Source organism: Roseibium aquae (assembly GCF_008711285.1).
Lineage (GTDB): Bacteria > Pseudomonadota > Alphaproteobacteria > Rhizobiales > Stappiaceae > Roseibium > Roseibium aquae.
The window spans coordinates 254,376-271,744 of record NZ_VXDC01000004.1 but is presented as its reverse complement, the minus strand read 5'-3'; the positions used below and the strand labels follow the sequence as shown (position 1 = coordinate 271,744).

At 60.5% G+C, this 17,369-nt stretch carries 12 protein-coding genes; 3 read left to right on the top strand and 9 right to left on the bottom strand.

Annotation, left to right across the window (positions count from 1 at the left end; all coding sequences use genetic code 11):
* Window positions 1-39 precede the first annotated feature (39 nt).
* Together F0184_RS08485 and prfB are read left to right on the top strand one after the other, a co-directional pair.
* Complete coding sequence (locus F0184_RS08485; RefSeq protein ID WP_150495740.1) at window positions 40-2,493, top strand: penicillin-binding protein 1A; 2,454 nt, start codon at window positions 40-42, stop codon at window positions 2,491-2,493.
* 140 nt (window positions 2,494-2,633) lie between these two features.
* Window positions 2,634-3,765 (top strand): peptide chain release factor 2 gene (gene prfB / locus F0184_RS08480; protein ID WP_150495739.1). Its coding sequence is split into 2 segments (ribosomal slippage): window positions 2,634-2,702 and window positions 2,704-3,765, totalling 1,131 coding nucleotides; the frame shifts between segments, so codons are not numbered across the junction.
* Window positions 3,766-3,830: 65 nt separating this feature from the next.
* Here the strand turns inward: prfB and F0184_RS08475 are convergent.
* From F0184_RS08475 to F0184_RS08465, 3 genes are all read right to left on the bottom strand, one after another.
* Entirely contained in the window at window positions 3,831-5,084 is a 1,254-nt protein-coding gene (locus tag F0184_RS08475) for a M23 family metallopeptidase (protein WP_172972044.1), read from the bottom strand.
* Window positions 5,085-5,292: 208 nt separating this feature from the next.
* Window positions 5,293-6,129: a ferritin-like domain-containing protein gene (locus F0184_RS08470; RefSeq protein WP_150495737.1), complete on the bottom strand. Its 837-nt coding sequence runs from the start codon at window positions 6,127-6,129 to the stop codon at window positions 5,293-5,295.
* Window positions 6,130-6,262: 133 nt separating this feature from the next.
* A complete protein-coding gene (locus tag F0184_RS08465; RefSeq protein ID WP_150495736.1) occupies window positions 6,263-6,730 on the bottom strand; it encodes a peroxiredoxin in 468 nt (155 codons plus the stop codon).
* Window positions 6,731-6,953: 223 nt separating this feature from the next.
* On the opposite strand from F0184_RS08465, the gene F0184_RS08460 reads away from it, so the two are divergent.
* Window positions 6,954-10,238 (top strand): AsmA-like C-terminal domain-containing protein, encoded by a 3,285-nt coding sequence (locus tag F0184_RS08460; RefSeq protein WP_150495735.1) that lies wholly within the window; start codon window positions 6,954-6,956, stop codon window positions 10,236-10,238.
* Here F0184_RS08460 and F0184_RS08455 read toward each other — a convergent pair.
* The 6 genes from F0184_RS08455 to F0184_RS08430 all read right to left on the bottom strand — a co-directional run bounded on the left by F0184_RS08455 (window position 10,232) and on the right by F0184_RS08430 (window position 17,093).
* Window positions 10,232-11,335 (bottom strand): lysophospholipid acyltransferase family protein, encoded by a 1,104-nt coding sequence (locus F0184_RS08455; RefSeq protein WP_150495734.1) that lies wholly within the window; start codon window positions 11,333-11,335, stop codon window positions 10,232-10,234. The genes F0184_RS08460 and F0184_RS08455 overlap by 7 nt on opposite strands.
* Before the next feature lie 6 nt (window positions 11,336-11,341).
* Entirely contained in the window at window positions 11,342-12,748 is a 1,407-nt protein-coding gene (locus F0184_RS08450; RefSeq protein ID WP_208998384.1) for a cytochrome P450, read from the bottom strand.
* 55 nt (window positions 12,749-12,803) lie between these two features.
* A complete protein-coding gene (locus F0184_RS08445; RefSeq protein ID WP_150495732.1) occupies window positions 12,804-13,211 on the bottom strand; it encodes a DUF423 domain-containing protein in 408 nt (135 codons plus the stop codon).
* A 22-nt stretch (window positions 13,212-13,233) separates the two neighbouring features.
* Complete coding sequence (locus F0184_RS08440) at window positions 13,234-15,279, bottom strand: M3 family metallopeptidase (protein ID WP_150495731.1); 2,046 nt, start codon at window positions 15,277-15,279, stop codon at window positions 13,234-13,236.
* An 82-nt stretch (window positions 15,280-15,361) separates the two neighbouring features.
* Window positions 15,362-16,399, bottom strand: coding sequence for an agmatine deiminase family protein (locus tag F0184_RS08435; RefSeq protein ID WP_150495730.1), 1,038 nt, complete (start codon window positions 16,397-16,399; stop codon window positions 15,362-15,364).
* An 85-nt stretch (window positions 16,400-16,484) separates the two neighbouring features.
* Window positions 16,485-17,093, bottom strand: a complete 609-nt coding sequence (locus F0184_RS08430; protein WP_150495729.1) for a pyridoxamine 5'-phosphate oxidase family protein — start codon at window positions 17,091-17,093, stop codon at window positions 16,485-16,487.
* Window positions 17,094-17,369 lie beyond the last annotated feature (276 nt).

Sequence of the window (17,369 nt, the reverse complement as noted above, 5' to 3'; positions counted from 1 at the left end):
GATAGGGCACACCGGAGCCGGGAAAGACGAGCTCGCAGAATGAAATTCCTCGTAAAGCTATTTGGCTACTTTTTCGGGATCGGGGCAGCGCTGGGTTTGCTGGTCGCGGCCGGAGTGTGGATGTATCTTGACCACCTGAGCCAGGATCTTCCAGATTACACGGCGCTCAAGAACTATGAGCCGCCGGTCATGACCCGCGTTCATGCCGCCGATGGCAGCCTGATGGCCGAATATGCCCGTGAGCGGCGCATGTTCCTGCCGATCCAGGCCATGCCGGATCAGCTCAAGCACGCTTATCTTTCGGCCGAGGACAAGAATTTCTATCATCATATCGGCGTGGATCCTGAAGGCATCGCCCGGGCCGTGGTCCGCTACGTGCAGAACTTCGGCACCGGCCGGAGGCCCGAAGGCGCCTCCACAATCACGCAGCAGGTCGCGAAGAACTTCCTGCTGACCAACGAGGTGTCGGTCGAGCGAAAGATCAAGGAAGCGATCCTGGCCCTGCGGATCGAGCAGGCCTACACCAAGGACGAAATTCTCGAACTGTACCTCAATGAGATTTACCTGGGGCTGGGCGCCTACGGCGTGGCGGCCGCGTCGCTCGTTTACTTCGATAAGTCTGTTCATGAATTGACATTGGATGAGATGGCCTATTTGGCCGCCTTGCCCAAGGCGCCGAACAATTATCATCCCTTCCGCCAGACGGAGCGGGCAATCGGGCGCCGGAATTGGGTCATCGACCGGATGATCGACAATGGATATGTCACGCAGGAAGAGGCCGACATCGCCAAGGCACGCCCGTTGGACGTCAATCCGCGCGAAACCGGCACACGTCTGGTTGCGGCCGAATATTTCACCGAGGAAGTTCGCCGCGAGGTCGCGGATATCTTCGGTGAGAAGCGGTTGTACGAAGGCGGATTGTCGGTTCGCTCTTCGCTCGACCCTAAAATGCAGATCATGGCCCGCGACGCCCTGAAGCGGGGGTTGATCAAGTTCGACCGCGAACGCGGCAGGTGGCGGGGACCGGTTGACGCGATTGAGCTTGGGGCTGATTGGGGTGTGCCCCTGTCCAAGGTCGAGATGCTTGAGGACATTCCGGAATGGTCTCTGGCTGTGGTTCTGGAGGTCAGGGACAACGAGGCCGAGGTTGGTCTGCGTCCGGGCCGGCTTGTGTCGGGCCGTTTGTCCGACGAGCGGGTGAGTGGCAAATTGTTCCTCGAGACCATGAAATGGGCCCGGGTCGACGGCCGGGCGCCCAGCCGTGTTTCGGATGTCCTGAATGTGGGCGATGTGGTCTATGTTCAGGCGAGTGACGTTGCACCGGGCAGTTATGAATTGCGGCAGGTGCCGGAAGTTTCCGGCGCGCTGGTGGCCATGGATCCTTACACGGGCCGTGTGCTGGCTCTGGTCGGCGGGTTCAGTTTCGATCAAAGCGAATTCAACCGGGCCACACAGGCCTGGCGTCAGCCCGGCTCCTCGTTCAAGCCGTTCTTGTACGCGGCGGCGCTCGACAATGGCTACACGCCTTCATCGGTTGTCATGGACGCTCCGCTGGAAATCAGTCAGGGTCCAGGGCTGGAAACCTGGCGTCCGCAGAATTATGGCGGCAACTTCTACGGACCCTCCACGCTGCGGACCGGGATTGAACTGTCCCGGAATGTCATGACGGTCCGGCTGGCCCAGGACATGGGAATGCCGCTGGTTGCCGAGTATGCCAAAAGATTCGGGATCTATGACAATATGTTGCCGGTTCTGTCCATGTCGCTTGGCGCGGGCGAAACCACGGTTTTGCGGCTGACAGCGGCCTATGCGACCATTGCCAATGGCGGACGCCGGATCAAACCGACCTTGATTGACCGGATCCAGGATCGCTACGGCCGGACCATCTACAAACATGACAGCCGGATTTGCGACGGGTGCACCCAGGACGTCTGGGAAGGCCAGCCCGAACCGCAATTGATCGATGACCGCGAGCAGGTGCTCGATCCAATGACGGCTTATCAGATTACCTCGATGATGGAAGGCGTGGTCATCCGCGGCACCGCGACCAGCGTGCGCGCGGTAGGGCGTCCTGTTGCCGGAAAGACCGGGACCACGAATGACGAAAAAGACGCCTGGTTCGTCGGTTACACCCCCGACCTTGCCGTGGGGGTCTTTGTCGGCTTCGATAATCCTCGCGCAATGGGCCGGGGTGCGACCGGAGGTCAGGTGGCGGCTCCCATCTTTACCGATTTCGTCTCCAAGGCCTTGGAGGGCAAGCCACCGGTGGAGTTCCGTGTGCCTCCCGGGCTGCAGCTCATCCCGATCGACAAACGCACCGGCTTGCGGGTCGCCGCCGGGGCACCGGGCGCCATTCTGGAAGCGTTCAAACCGGGGATGGCGCCACCCGACAGTTACTCTGTCATCGGTTTCCAGGATGACATGGGCATCCCGCGCACGGTTTCGCCGGAGGCAGGACAGGCGGTGTTGAGCGGCACAGGCGGGCTTTACTGAGACCGCGCCTCGACCCGGCCGCGCCCGATGAGAGAACTTTACACCATGGGACCGCGCCGCTAATGTCCGGCCCCGATCGAACGCGCCCGGTCCTTGTCAAAGGGCCGGGCCTTTTTCACCCTACGAACGCGAGGTAACCGATGCGCGCTGAAATGGAAGCGATCGTCGATGAAATCAAGCAGGCCATAAGCCTGCTGAGGAGGCATCTTTGACTGGGATCAAGCCCTTGTTCGACTGGACGAGTTGAACGCGGCTTCGGAGAACCCGGAGCTGTGGAACGATCCGGCAAAAGCGCAAAAACTGATGCGCGAGCGCCAGCAACTGGATGACGGAATCAGCGGTCTGCGCGAGTTGGAACAGGATCTGGCCGACAACATGGAACTGATCGAACTCGGCGAGATGGAAGACGATCCTTCCGTGGTGTCCGAGGCGGAAGACGCGCTGCGCGGACTCAAAGCCAAGGTCAACAAGCTGCAACTTCAATCGCTCTTGTCCGGCGAGGCCGACGGGAACGACACCTATGTGGAGATCAACTCCGGGGCAGGTGGCACGGAAAGCCAGGACTGGGCTTCCATGCTTTTGCGCATGTATCGGCGTTGGGCAGAGCAGCACGGCTATAAAGTCGAGCTTTTGGAATACAATGACGGCGAGGAAGCGGGGATCAAGTCGGCCACCTTGCTGATCAAAGGCGAAAACGCCTATGGCTGGATGAAGACCGAATCCGGTGTTCACCGCCTGGTGCGGATTTCACCCTATGACAGCAACGCGCGACGCCACACCAGTTTCTCCAGCGTGTGGGTCTATCCGGTCATCGATGATTCGATCGAGATCGAGATCAATGAAAGCGATTGCCGGATCGATACCTACCGGGCTTCCGGTGCTGGGGGACAGCACGTCAACACCACCGATTCTGCGGTGCGTATCACGCACCAGCCCACCGGAATCGTGGTTCAGTGCCAGTCTGAACGGTCGCAGCACAAGAACAGGGCGACGGCGTGGTCGATGCTCAAGGCGCGGCTCTATGAGCTGGAGCTGAAGAAGCGCGAGGAAGCGGCCAATGCCGAGGCGGCCTCCAAGACCGATATTGGCTGGGGCCACCAGATCCGATCTTATGTCCTTCAGCCCTATCAGCTGGTGAAGGACTTGCGGACAGGCACGGAAAGCACCTCGCCGGGCGATGTGTTGGACGGCGATCTGGACCGCTTCATGGAAGCCGCACTCGCACAGCGGGTTTTTGGCGGTGAGCCTGTAGCAGTCGAGGACGTGGAATAGCCGTCAAGTCTGGCAAATGGGCAGAAAACCGCCCAAGGGGCGGTTTTTTGTTTGATGTGAGGACGTTAGCGGCGGCGCAACAGGCTTGCCAGACGATCGCCCGTGCCGATGAAGTGTGCCGGATCCACCGGCCCCCCGGGTTCGTGCAACTCGTAATGCAAATGGGGCCCCGTCGACCGGCCGGTCGAGCCAATATTGCCGATTACATCGCCGGTGAGGACGTGGTTGCCTGTCTTCACCTGAAGACGGCTGAGATGGGCATAGCGGGTCACATAGCCGTTGGCATGCTCGATTTCCACCATCTTGCCATAGCCGCCGCTCCAGCCCGCATGGACCACGGTTCCCGGTGCTGCGGCGTAAACCCGGGTTCCGTGAGAGGCCCGGAAATCGATACCGCTATGCATGGCCCACCGGTTCAAAAAGGGGTCAAGACGCGGACCGAAATCGCTGGAGATGCTGACGTGCCGCACGGGGCGGTGGATCGGTAGACGGCCGGCCGCGTCCTTGAGATCGTCCAGCGCTTCCATTGCCAGGCTGGCCCGGCGGACCCGGTGGTCAAAGCCCGTGCCGGTGTAGGGAATAAAGGGGCCTCCGGCCGCAAGGCCGGAAATGCCGACCGCCTTATCGAGATCGACGCCGAGCGGAGTGATGGCCGAAACGAGCGTTTCAACTTCCTGTTCGGCGGCCAATGCCAGCGCATCCAGAGCCGCGGCGCTGTTGCGATCCATTGCCATGAGTGTGTCGTTGATCTCGTCCAGGGCGGCCTTTTTGTCCGCATCGATTTCAGAATTGCCCTGACCCAAAGTTTCGTGGGGCACCAGGGCCGGTGGCTGGTCCGTTGACGGCGCTCCGGAAGGGGCTTGGGAACTTCCCCGAAGGCCGAGAATTTTGAGCGGATCGACAAGGGGCTCAGGCTCGCCGCCAATCGCCAGAAGGGGGTCGAAACCACCCTCGTCGGAGGTGAATTCGGAAACAACAGGTTTTTCCGGCGGGGAAGGGGTGGCTGCCGCGATGCGAATCCCGCTGCGCTCGGCACGGTCCATCAGGTCGGTCACGAGGTCGTGCTGGCGGGCGATGGCTTGCTGGCGGCGGACGATTTCCATGACCTTGAGCTCGACGCTCTCCCGGTCAACCATCTGGCGGCTGGTAAGGCGCTCGATTTCGGTGCGCAGCCGGTCGATCCGGTCCTGATACTGGAGTTCGAGCGCGTCCTTCTCGCGGCTCGAAATGGCGACGAGATCGCTTTTCATGAAGAAATAGGTGGCCAGCCCCGTTCCAAGCATCGCAACGCCCATGATGGCGCAAAGGGCAGTGACCAAGCCCAATCTCTGAACGCTGTTCAGCGGGGCCAAACCGTTGGGGTACTGCGCGCTGGCAGAACAGGTGCGGACAGATAGATCATCTGGGACTTGGGAATGGAAAGCGTTCTGCTTCATCATGACCGAACTTCGACTCGTTTCAGCTCGTTTGCGGCTGGTCATGATTAGAGTTGGTTAAGGTTAATAATTTCCTTTCCCGCGCGGAAGCTCAGCCCTTCAGGGGCGCCAAAGGCTTGTAAAATCCGGGTGTCAGTCCCGCTTCGGACCGGGCGCGATCGTTGAAAGGGGGTTTCAGTGTTCCGCGGAAATGCCGCCGGACATATTGCTGGAACGCGGGCTCGGGCCGGATGCCTTGCCGGTCGCACAGGTAGCGGAACCATTTTGCGCCAAAGGCGACATGATTTTTCTCGTCGCGATAAATGATTTCCAGGCAGCGGGCTGTCTCATGATCGTTCAGTGACCGGGCCTTCTCAATCATGGGGGGCGTGATATCAAGGCCCCGCGCTTCCAGGACAAGCGGTATGATCGCAAGCCGGGCTGCCAGATCCTGTCCCGTATCCTGGGCTGCTTCCCAAAGCCCGTCATGGGCCGGCATATCACCGTACGCCGCATCCAGCCGGGACAGACGATCTTCCAGCATTGAGAAGTGTTTGGCCTCCTCCAGACCCACCCGCACCCAATCGTCATAATAGGAGCGGGGGAGGCGGACGTCCGCGAACCGGCCGATCAGGTCCCAGGTGAGATCAACGGCATTGAGCTCGATATGCGCCAGGGAATGGATCAAGGCGATCCGGCCGGCCGCGCCACCCATTTTCCGTTTCGGCATGTCGCGCGGCGGAAGAAGCAAAGGTTTGTCCGGGCGTCCGGGCCTGTCCGGCATGGGGCCACAAAGGCGTGTGGATCCAACAGCCAGTTTCCGCTGAAACCAGGCCCGCGCGGTCTTGTAGGCGAGGGCCGTCTTCGTTTTCGTGTCCCGCGCCGCCACGATTGCCCTGGCACCGGCAACCAGAGTTTCCGGCACCGGGACATCTTCCTCGTTTGACATGGTTGGGGTCCTTAACAGGGCCGGGCCTAGATCAGTTTCGAGGGAACTGGCAGGGCGTGTGGCAGCAATCGGATTTTTTCCGCGAAGGTGGCGGATTGACCCGGCAGCTATCCTCCGGTTGCGCGGTCATGCATCAAAGTGCCCTTACGGCTTCCAGAACGGCTTCCGCGTGGCCTGGGACCTTAACCTTGCGCCAGACCTGAGCGATCTTTCCATGTCCGTCCACCAGAAAGGTAGACCGTTCCACACCCATGTACTTCTTGCCGTACATGTTCTTTTCGACCCAAGCGCCATAGGCCTGCGCGGCAAGTGTTTCCGTGTCGGCGGCAAGTCTGACGGTGAGGTCGTGCTTGGCTTTGAATTTATCGTGTTTTGCCGCCGTGTCGGGCGAGATGCCAACAATTGTCGTGTTCAGCGCCGCAAACTCGTCTTGCAATCCGGAGAACGCGATTGCCTCCTTCGTGCAACCGGGCGTGTCATCCTTGGGGTAAAAGTAGACCACAACCGGATTGCCCTTTAATCCGCTGAGGGAAATGCGGTCTCCACCGTCCGCTTCCAGATCAAAGTCCGGGGCCATCATGCCGACTGACAGTTCGCTCATGGGTCGCCTTCCTATTGTCAAAGTTTTGAAATCCTTATGCCAGCGGGCGCGGCGACTTTCCACGCTTTCACGCGGGGTTCAGTCGCAACACTTGACCGACTCGCGTTATCTTAGGCCCGCGACCGGCTGATTCAATGGTCGGCGGCCAACACTCCCGTTTGCGGATGATGACCGTCCGCATGGGCGAAAAGCGGTCACTTGCCGCTTCAACAGCAGAGACCGGATGGCGAAAACCAGGCACAAAACACGGCGGACCTTTCTCAATTGGGGACTGCGGCTGTTCCTCGTGATGGTGCTCGTCGTTGTGGCCATGACGGCGTTCATCGGTTTTCGTCTCGCGACGGGCCCCGTCTCCGTCCCGTTTCTGGCCAGCTACATGGGCGATGCGGCGAGCGAGGGGACTGTTCAGCTGAAGGTCTTCGATGCGGCTCTGGCCCGCAATCGCCAAGAGGGGCTGAAAATCATAGTCCGCGAGGCGCATTTGACGGTCAGTGGGGAAACGACCGTCGAGGTTTTTCTGCCCCGTGTCGAAGCGCCGCTGAACCTGCTTTCCCTTCTGACCGGCCAATTGCATTTCCAGTCTCTCCTGCTGGACCAGCCAAAGGTGCGGCTTGGGGCCAGTGTGTCCGACACCCCGGCCGTTCCGGACATGGCCTCGCTGGTGGAAGCTGTGGATCGCGTGAGCGCGGTTGTCGACGAGGAGTTTGCCCGGCGTGAACTCACCTCCATCAAGGTCGTCAACGGCGAGGTTGTGTTCGAGGGTCTAGTTCGCCGCCAATATTCCGGGATCGATGCCATGGTCGAGAGATCGGCCGAGGGGCGGATCCGCGCCCAGGCCGATGTTGCCGGGCAGGCCGGCCCCTGGGACTTGACTTTCGTGCGCCAACCGGATGAGCCCGAACAGGGGTTCCGCCGGATCGGTCTTTCGGTTCGCGATATCACCATTCGCGAGTTCCTCGATCCCGACGTTCAATCGGACGCGGGAAAAGGCCTTGGGCTTCCTGTCGATCTCACTTTCGACAGCTATCTGACGGGCGCGGGCGGCTTCCAGGCGGCGAACCTTGTTGGCCGTATGCGGAACGGCTGGTTTCAGGTTGGCGATACAACGGTCGCGGTGGAAGACGCGGCCCTGTCCCTTCTGTGGCAGTCCGGGCGCGAGACCATCGAGATCACCCGGTCCCACTTGGCGCAGGGGCAAACGCGGATCGAACTTGAGGGTATTGTGACCCCGCCCGAAGTCCCCGGCGGCGCCTGGACAGTGTCTGTGGGATCGGACAATGCCCAATTCGGTTCGGCCGACATTCCCGGCCCGCCGATGAGGATCGATACCCTGAAGGTGAACGCACGTGTTCAGCCGCTGGAGCGGTCGGTTTTCATCGACCGTTTCCGGCTGCGGGCCGGCGAGGCCGATTTGCTCGCGGTCGGGTCGGTCGATGTCGCGCCGGATGGGCCATATCTGGCCCTCGCGGCCCATGCAAACGAGTTTTCTGTCGCGCTCGCCAAACAGGTCTGGCCGATCACGCTGGTGCCCCCGGCACGCAATTGGGTGATCCAGCATGTGCATGAAGGGCTGATCGAGGAGATTTCTTTCACCGGTGCCCTGCGGCCCCCGGTCTTCGATAGCGATGATCCGGATCCCGGATGGGGTGGAAACGATATCCGGATGGACATGCGGTTTTCCGGTGGACGCATCACGCCGATCGGGGAGGTGCCGGACGCGGTCGGGCTGTCCGGCACGTTGACGGTCGCCGATGAGACCCTCACCCTGTCGGCACAAGATGCCGTGATGGGTCTCAGCTCGCCCGAAAAACCGCTCGCCCTTGAGGACGTCTCGTTTCAGATTTTCGATTTGCCGCTTCGGGTTGGCAAGACCGCGCGTTTTGTTGCGCGATTGGATGGAGCCGTTTCCGACATCGGCACTATTGTCGACAGTCCGCCGTTCCAGATTTTGGAGCGGGCGGGGCTCCAGAACAACGGCGTGAGCGGGGAAAGCTCCATGCGCGTGGAAGCCGCTTTCTCCCTGGACGAGGACATCGCGCTTGACGAGGTGGACTGGAAGGCGGAGGCCGTTTCCCGCGATTTTGCCGCTCAAGAGCCGATCGGAGGTCAGATCATCCGAAACGCGGACGTAACCCTGCGCGCCGATCCGACACAAGTGTCGATCAACGGTCGTGGCAATCTCAACGGCTTCGACGCGGATATCGATCTACAGTTTCCACTCGGTGAATCCAGCGTCGAAACACGTCAGGGTGTTGGTTTGACGGTCACGGCCGCTCAGCTCAAGGAGCGCGGAATTGATCTGACGGAGTTTCTTTCCGGCCCCATGCGGGTGCAAGTGAGTGAGGGCGAAACGGGCCGGAAATTCGAGATCGACATGACCAAGGCCCGGATCGATGTAACCTCACTCGGCTGGCGCAAGGAACGCGGTGTGCCCGCACAGGCGTCCTTCATGCTTGACGATCAAGGCGCAGATCAGCGTATCGATGCGTTCCGGTTGACCGCCGATGGGGTGGAGATCACCGGACGACTGCGTCTGTCCCCGGATGGTGGCCTGCGCGAATTGACCTTCGACCGGTTTCATCTGAGACCGGATGATCAGGTGGCGCTGGAGGCGAAGAGTGTTCCAGACGGCTATCAGGTCCGGCTGGCCGGGCAACGCTTTGACGCGCGCGGATTGATCCGGCAGATGCGGGCCGGGGAGCCCGAAGGCACGGGAAAAGGCCTCGAAGGGACGCTGGATGTCACCTTGGCCGTCGATCGCGTCCTTGGATTTAACGGCGCGCGGATTGACGGCGTCAACGGCCGTCTTCGGTTTGGCGCGGATAGGCTGCAAACAGCGCAAATGAGCGGCCAGTTGAATGGCCGGGAGCCGTTTGAGTTCACCCTCGCCGCGGTCGATGGCGGACGCCGGGCCGATGGCCGTTTTGGCGATACTGGGGTCCTCCTGTCTTTTCTCGATCTTTACGAACGCATGCGCGGCGGCGCGGGCAATCTTGAGATTTCGATGCGGAGCGACAAGGACTGGACCGGTTTGTTCAGCGTTCGTAACCTGTCGATCACCAATGACCCGGCGATCGAGAAACTGCGCCAGCGGCAGGACCTTCTCACGGATGAGCGCATGGGGCGCGTTTTGATCCCCGGCCGGGACAAGGCGGCGGGCGACGCCGGCTTCGAAACGCTGGAACTGGCTTTCACCCGTTCCGGTGACACGTTGACGATCACGCGGGGTGCTCTCCAGGGCGCCGTGTTCGGCGGTACCGTCAGCGGGCAAGTGGACCTTGCCGGGCAGCAGATGAACTTGAGCGGCACCTTCGTCCCGATCTACGCCTTGAACAATATCTTCGCGAATATTCCTGTGCTTGGATTTGCCCTCGGCGGGAACACCGGAGAAGGGCTTTTGGGTGTGACATACCGGCTGTCCGGGCCGTTGACCGACCCGGTCCTGACCGTGAATCCGGTGTCCGCGATCGCACCCGGCATCTTCAGAAAGATGTTCGAGTTTCAGTGATCCGCGAAGTTCCGGTGCAACTGCGATGCATAGGCGCTGGTTTCGAAATCGTCTGGCAGTCTCAGTTCGGCCATCATGTACCATTCCTCGATCCTGGCGAGGATCTCCGGTTCGAACACGCTGTTCAACTGCTCGATCGTCCCAGCAATATCGTAAGGCATGTCGGACCGCGGGATGGGCGGGCAGATGGTTAGCCGGAAGCGCGCATCGCTGAGGCGCGCCAGATGAACAGGCAACAAAGACCCGTTGGCGGCATTGGCCAGTTTGACGGCCACCACGGCGTTGCCCCGCTCGGGGGCCGGGCGGCCAAACAGGGGAAAATGCACCTGGTGGTCGCGCACCTCGTCAATGAAGATCGTCAAGGTGGCTTCGCCTTCGCACAACAGGCGCCGGAGGCGATAGGCACTGCGCTGCCCCGGCGGAAACAGGTACTGGTTTCTGGCCTTGCGGAGATTGTGAACGATCCGGTTGGAAAACCGGTTCGGTTCCGGCTGGAACGGGCCGATGCTGGGCCCGGCAAGGCCTTCATGGATGGCGACAAAGACAGCTTCCCAGGTGGCGAGGTGGACCGACACGAACATGGGAAGTCTTCCGGCCGCGCGGACAGCCGCGATATGCTCGGCGCCCATTACCTCGATCCGGCCCGCGCGCCAGAGGCGGTTGACCACGGAAAACTCGGCATTGCTGCGCCCGATATTGGACCACCAGCGCTTCAGACCCGTTTGGCGTTCGTCCGGGTTTTGCCAGCGGCCAAGTGTCAGGGCGCCGAAATTCCGTTTGATCCTCTGCGCGAATATCCGGTTTTCATAGCGGGCGTAAGCCAGCGCCGAGGCCCAGGCCCCGAACCGCGAAACCGCGTCCACGGGCAAGAGCTTGAGGGCGTGGTGGGTCAGGCTGTTGAGCGTGCCATCGACGAAGTGGCGGTTCCAATACAGGTTCGCCGCGTGTTTGGCCTCCGGGTCCTTTGACCACAGATCGCGAAAGGCAGGGGGCAGGGGCTCGTCCGGCCGGGTTTCCTCGAAGGGGATATCCTTGAGGCGCAAAGCGCGGGGCGAGCGCAGCCGGACCGGCGGTGTCCTGTCTTGCCCGCTCGCCATGGCAACTCACGCCGCGCGCGGGTGGAGCGACATGGGCAGGTCGTCCCCGGGACGCAAGGTCAGACGCGCCACCGGCTGAACGTCGGTGCCCGGTTGCAACGCGAGATCGAAATGCCGCGCCAGTATGGCAAGGCTGAGAATGGCTTCGGTCATCCCGAATTGCAGTCCGGCGCAGATGCGTGGTCCGATACTGAAAGGCACATAGCCGTACTTGTTCGGCTTTTTTGCATCCGGGTCGATGAAACGTTCGGGAATGAACGCGTCGGCATTGTCCCACAGTTCCGGATTGCGGTGCATCAGCCAGGGCACGACCATGACCAACGACCCCTTGGCGATCGGCTTGTGGCTGATCTGCACGTCCTCCATGGCTTCCCGGGCAAGGATCGGCACAGGCGGATACAGGCGGAGCGTCTCCTCGATAATCGCCTTGCAATAAGGCAGTTTCGCAACGTCCTTGAAGTCGGGCGTCCGGTCGCCGAGCACGGCGTCCACCTCGGCATGCAGTTTTTGACGCACACCCGGCGATTGGGACAGGAGGTACCACGTCCAGGCAAGCGTGTTCGCGGTGGTTTCATGACCGGCCATGAAAATCACAGCCGCTTCGTTGCGGATCGCTTCGCGGCTCAGCGGCTGGCCATCGTCGTCGCGCGCTTCCAGCAAACCGCCAATGACCGACGCCTCGCCGCCAGCCTTTTGCGCCGCATAGCTGTCGATGATCTCGTCCATCACGCTCATGATGCGTTTCACCGACAGACGGACGGCCCGGCTTTGGTAGCGGGGAAGCCACTCGGGCAATCCGATCATGGACATGAGGTCGACCTGATCGATCCGCCGCTGGTAGTCGGAAAAGCCTTCGACGACCTCGGCCGCGTAATTGCGGCCCAGGGTACGTCCGAAGATCGTCCGGCAAATGATCTCGGCCGTCAGATGGGCCATTTCGGCCAATGCATCGATTTGCGCACCCGCGCCCTTGCGGGTCCACTCGCTCCTTTTCTCCTCGATGGTTTCCACCATGATGGGCGCAAAGCCGGGAACCCGCGTGCCATGGATGATCGGCGCAACGACCTTGCGGCGATCTGCCCAGGTCTGGGTGTCGCTGATGAACAGACCGTCTCCGAGCAGGGGCTCCAGTGCATGCCGCATCTGGGGGCTCTTGCGTTGCAGGGCGGCATGATTGACCTGAAACGCCTCCCGAACGACATCCGGCCGGTTGCAGACCACGATTTCGCGGGCCAGCACCTTCTGGCTGCGCAAGCGGCCCTTGAAATCGGCATGGCCCCAGATCGCGAGAAAATTCTTTCTGGCTATGCCGATCAGTTTCCAGACCGGGGGCATTTTTTCGTGGCGAAACGGGTAGGGCGGGACGAATGGGTCTTCAAGCGCGGGAGAAACAGGGGCAATGGGAGCCGTCACAACGCACATCCTCAAACAAGGCCCGAGCGAGCGGTCGGGAGCGGTGAAAACTGCGCTAGACCCGGTTTGGCCTGATCCAAAACGCTGAAAGGGCGATAGCAGCCCAGCCGGCAATGATCAATAGACCGCCGGTCGGAGCGGCCATGGGGAAAAGCCGCAAGCCAATATACGCCCGGCTGACCAGGTCGCCGCAAAAAAGTGTCAGGCCGATCAACAGCAGTCCAAGAGCCAGGGGAACAAGCGACACTTTGCGAAGCTCGGCCAGAATGCCCAGGGCAAGCACGACTGGCGCGTGAAACAGCAGCATTTCCGCAGCCGTTCCGCTCATGCCGCTGGGATCGGCATGGGCTGAAGCTGCCAGAAGCGCCACCCCCAGGCCGCCCATGACCCCGGACAACACTAGGCTTGCCCGCAAGGGCCAGATCGGTACGCCCGGGGGAGTGTTTCTTGCGGTGTCGTTCATGGCTGTGTCCGCGCCGCGGTTTTCATGCTGCCTTGAGCCCCCGCCGTTCCAGAAGGGCCTCGATACGCGGCGCGCGGCCCCGAAAAGCCTCGTAAGCCGCGTCCGGGTCCGGTTTGCCGCCCGCCGAATAGATGTGATCGTGAAGCCGTTGTGCGGTCGCCTTGTCGAAGATGTCGCCGGCTTCCTCAAAGGCCCCGAACGCGTCCGCATCCATGACTTCCGACCACATGTAGCTGTAGTAGCCCGACGAATAGCCGTCCCCGGCAAAGATATGGGCGAAGTGCGGCACCCGGTGGCGCATCGTGATCATGCCGGGCATCCCGATCTTTGCCAGAACGTCTTTCTCGAACCTGGCCGGATCGAAATCCTCCAGATCCGTTAGCAGGTGAAGCTCGAGATCAACCAGAGCGGAAGCTGTGTACTCCACCGTCGCAAAGCCTTGATTGAACGTATCCGCCGCGAGAACCTTGTCGAGGAGTTCCTTGGGCATCGGATCGCCCGTCTTGTAATGAACGGCATAGCGCGACAGCACTTCCGGGCGTCTGAGCCAGTGTTCATAGAGTTGGGAAGGCAGTTCGACGAAGTCGCGGGATACGCTGGTTCCGGACAGGATCGGATAGGTCACGTCCGACAGAAGTCCGTGCAAGGCATGCCCGAATTCGTGGAAGAGGGTCCGCGCGTCGTCAAAGGTCAGCAGCGATGGCGCGCCATCCGCGCCCTTGGCGAAGTTCATGACGTTCACGATGATTGGCGGCTTGACGCCATCGACACGGCTTTGGGATTGAAACCCGCTCATCCAGGCTCCGGACCGTTTGGAGGGCCGCGCGAAATAATCGCCCATGAAGAGGCCGACGTGCCGGCCATCCGGGCCAAGAACCTCGTAGACCCGGACATCCGGATGATAGACGGGAAGGTTGGTGCGCTGCTCGAAGGTCAGGCCGAACAGCTTGGTGGCCGTGTCGAAAGCGGCCCGGATGATGTTGTCGAGTTGCAGGTACGGTTTGAGCTCCGTCTCGTCGAGGTCGTATTTTTCCTTCCGGACCTTCTCCGAGTAGTAGCGCCAGTCCCACGGCGCGATTTCGATGTTGTCTCCAAGGCGGACGGCCAGGTCCTGCAGATCGGCCGCCTCCTCGAGGGCGCGCGCCACACCGGGTGTCCACACATTGATCAAGAGGTTCCGCACGGCCTCCGGGTTTTTTGCCATCGTGTCATCGAGCTTGAAATGGGCGAAACTCTCAAAGCCGAGAAGACGGGCCTTTTCCTGACGGAGCTTCAATGTCTTGGTGATGATGTCGGCATTGTCCGTCTCGCCGCCGGTTTCGCCCCGGGCGATCCAGGCCGCGAACGCCTCCTCGCGTAGGGACCGATTTGCAGAGAATTGCAAAAACGGCTCGATCAGCGAGCGGGACAACGTAATCACATGTTTTCCGTCCAGGCCCCGTTCCCTGGCGGCCGATGCCGCTGCTTCCAGGAGAAAGCCGGGCAGGCCCGCTTTGTCCTCTTCGGTTTCCAGAACGAGGTGATAGTCGGCCTCGTCTTTCAAGATGTTTTGGGCGAACGCGGTTCCCAGACTTGCAAGTTGCGGTGAGATCTCGGCCATTCGGGTCTTGGCGTTGTCGTCAAGACCGGCGCCTGCGCGCTGGAAGATAATGTGATACCGCTCCAGGACCTTGCTCTGTTCTGGATCAAGCTCAAGCTCATTCCGGTTTCGCCAGAGCGTATCGATGCGGCGGAACAGATCCGCGTTAAGCAGCATGTCGGAGGAATGTTTCGCGAGCTTGGGAGCGACCTCGCGCTCGATTTTCTGAAGATCCGGGTTCGTGTGGGCACCGGTCAGATTGAAAAAGGTGCGCGCGACCTTGCTGAGGGTTTTGCCCGACTTCTCCAAAGCTTCGATCGTGTTCTGGAAAGTCGGGTCTGAATCCTGTCCCGCGATCGCGTTGATCTCCGCCTTTCCCTCCGCCATCGCGGCCTCGAAAGCCGGCAGGAAATGGTCTGGGGTGATGGCATCGAAGGGAGGAAGGTCAAATGGCGTGGACCAGTCGGCAAGCAGCGGATTGTGAGACAAGTCTTGTGTCCTTATTCATCGGTCTACGCCCGGATATGGTGAAATGCCTTGGGATGTCAAAGGGGTGGTGCTCTGCCCAGGATCAAGTGGCAGGTTGCTGCTGTGTGGCGCAGTGAATGCCGCCGCCAATTTCGCCGAGCGCGTCGACATTGAGCGCAATGATCTCTCGCCCTGGAAACAGGCGTGCGAAGGCTGATCTGGCGGTTTCGTCCGTGTCGCGGTCTCCGAATTCGGAACAGATCACAGCACCATTGCAGACATAGAAGTTGGCATAGGACGCGAGAAAGTCTTCGGAGGAAATCCTTGGGCGGACAGGTGAGGGGATTTCCGTGATCTCGAGACGGCGCCCTTTGGCATCCGTGGCCGTCTTCAGGATTGCTAGCGTTTGACGGGCGGACTTCGAAAAAACGTCACGATCTTCAGGATAGGGGACCTGAATGACGACGTGGCCGGGGGCCGTGTAGCGTGCGAGGGCATCGATATGGTCGTCGGTGATGTCATGTCCGGTCACACCGGGCGCCCAGATCATCTTGTCAGCCCCGTACGCAGCCAGAAGGCGCGCCTCGATCTCGCTGCGCGACAGGGTGTTGCGGTTCGGGTTGACCCACGAGCTTTCATGGGCGATCAGCGTCCCGTGCCCGTCCCATTCAACGCCGCCCGGTTCCCCGGAAACTCCGCTGTTGTAGATGGGAATGCCAAGGCGCTCCGCAACCCGCAGGGCCACTCGCCCATCGTGCGGGTGCACCTGCTTGTTGCCCCAGCCATTGAAATTCAGATTGGATATTGCGAGGTCGCCAGTCCCATTGACTGCGAAGAGCGGGCCGGAGTCCCGCGCCCAAAGATCGTCCGTCGGGATGTCCCAGATCTCGACGGTGTCCGACAGTTTTTTGCGCGCGGCTTTGATCGCCGCTTCGGGCATCAACACGACAACGGGTTCGAAGCTCGCGATGGCGTTGGCGATATCGGCGATTGTCGACTGCAGATCCTCCAAGAACCATTGATCGGAATGAACCGCCCGGTTCACCGGCCACTGCATGAAAGTGCGCTCATGCCGTGCGTCTTCCGGCGGAACATAAAAGCCGGAAGGCAACCCGTAGACTGCAGCCTGCGCCTGGTTCATCGCTATATGTCCGTACGGGGTCAATGGTCCGGCTGTAAAGGCCGCCGAGGACAAGAGAAAAGCGCGACGGGTAAGTGACGCATCTCTACCACATGGATGCATTTGCGCGCCCAGGCCAGTCCTTGTCGTATTGTGCGCCATCGAAAGCCGCCTTGATTTCCTGCATCATGTGGCCGGGCTTGGGCAAGAAGTTTGGATCGATGCGTTGGTCAGGGTTCCACAAGTCTGACCGCATGAGCGCCCGTGCGCACTGAAAATACACTTGTTTGATAGCAATGACGATGACGGAGCGGGGGTGTTTGCCTTCCATTTCGAATGAGGCAAGCAGGTCGCGATCGACAGAGATCTTCGCCGATCCGTTGATTCGCAAAACGTTGTTCCAGCCTGGGACCATGAACATGAGCGCAACTCGGGGGTCTTCGACGATGTTGCGCAGGGAATCGATCCGGTTGTTGCCCCGCCAGTCGGGCAGCAGCAACGTACGGTCGTCCGCGATCCGGACGACCGGTTCGGCATCTCCGCGCGGAGAACAATCGATTCCCTCTGGCCCCGTCGTGGCCAGCGTGCAGAACTTCGCGGTTTCGACAACTACCCGGTACTTGGTCGTCAGATGATCGACTTCTTTGATCAAAGACGCCTCTCCCGGCGCTCCATAGTGCGTTTCCAACTCGGAAACAGAGGCAATGAACGACATGGCGATGGTCCTAAAGCTTCGGGAATCTGGATCACAAGCGACTGTAGCGCAGCGTGTCTGTTTCTTTCAAAGATCCTAAAGACTGTAGATCGACTATGACTTTCGTCTAATGGCGGTAGGCATTGTCTTTTTTGACTATTACGTAAAAGTAATGGTGCAATGCATAAATATTTTTCTTAAAAATATGGAAAAAAAGGTTTTTTTATTTTTGCGTTGCAATATTGATCGGGTGTCTTGTCTCCTCTCCAGTTTTGTTTCTCCGATCTACTCGGCGCC

Coding starts and splice junctions, on each gene's coding strand:
- F0184_RS08485 (WP_150495740.1), top strand. CDS start 40: ATGAAATTCCTCGTAAAGCTATTTGGCTACTTTTTCGGGATCGGGGCA.
- F0184_RS08470 (WP_150495737.1), bottom strand. CDS start 6,129: ATGTCAAACGAGGAAGATGTCCCGGTGCCGGAAACTCTGGTTGCCGGT.
- F0184_RS08465 (WP_150495736.1), bottom strand. CDS start 6,730: ATGAGCGAACTGTCAGTCGGCATGATGGCCCCGGACTTTGATCTGGAA.
- F0184_RS08460 (WP_150495735.1), top strand. CDS start 6,954: ATGGCGAAAACCAGGCACAAAACACGGCGGACCTTTCTCAATTGGGGA.
- F0184_RS08455 (WP_150495734.1), bottom strand. CDS start 11,335: ATGGCGAGCGGGCAAGACAGGACACCGCCGGTCCGGCTGCGCTCGCCC.
- F0184_RS08445 (WP_150495732.1), bottom strand. CDS start 13,211: ATGAACGACACCGCAAGAAACACTCCCCCGGGCGTACCGATCTGGCCC.
- F0184_RS08435 (WP_150495730.1), bottom strand. CDS start 16,399: ATGAACCAGGCGCAGGCTGCAGTCTACGGGTTGCCTTCCGGCTTTTAT.
- F0184_RS08430 (WP_150495729.1), bottom strand. CDS start 17,093: ATGTCGTTCATTGCCTCTGTTTCCGAGTTGGAAACGCACTATGGAGCG.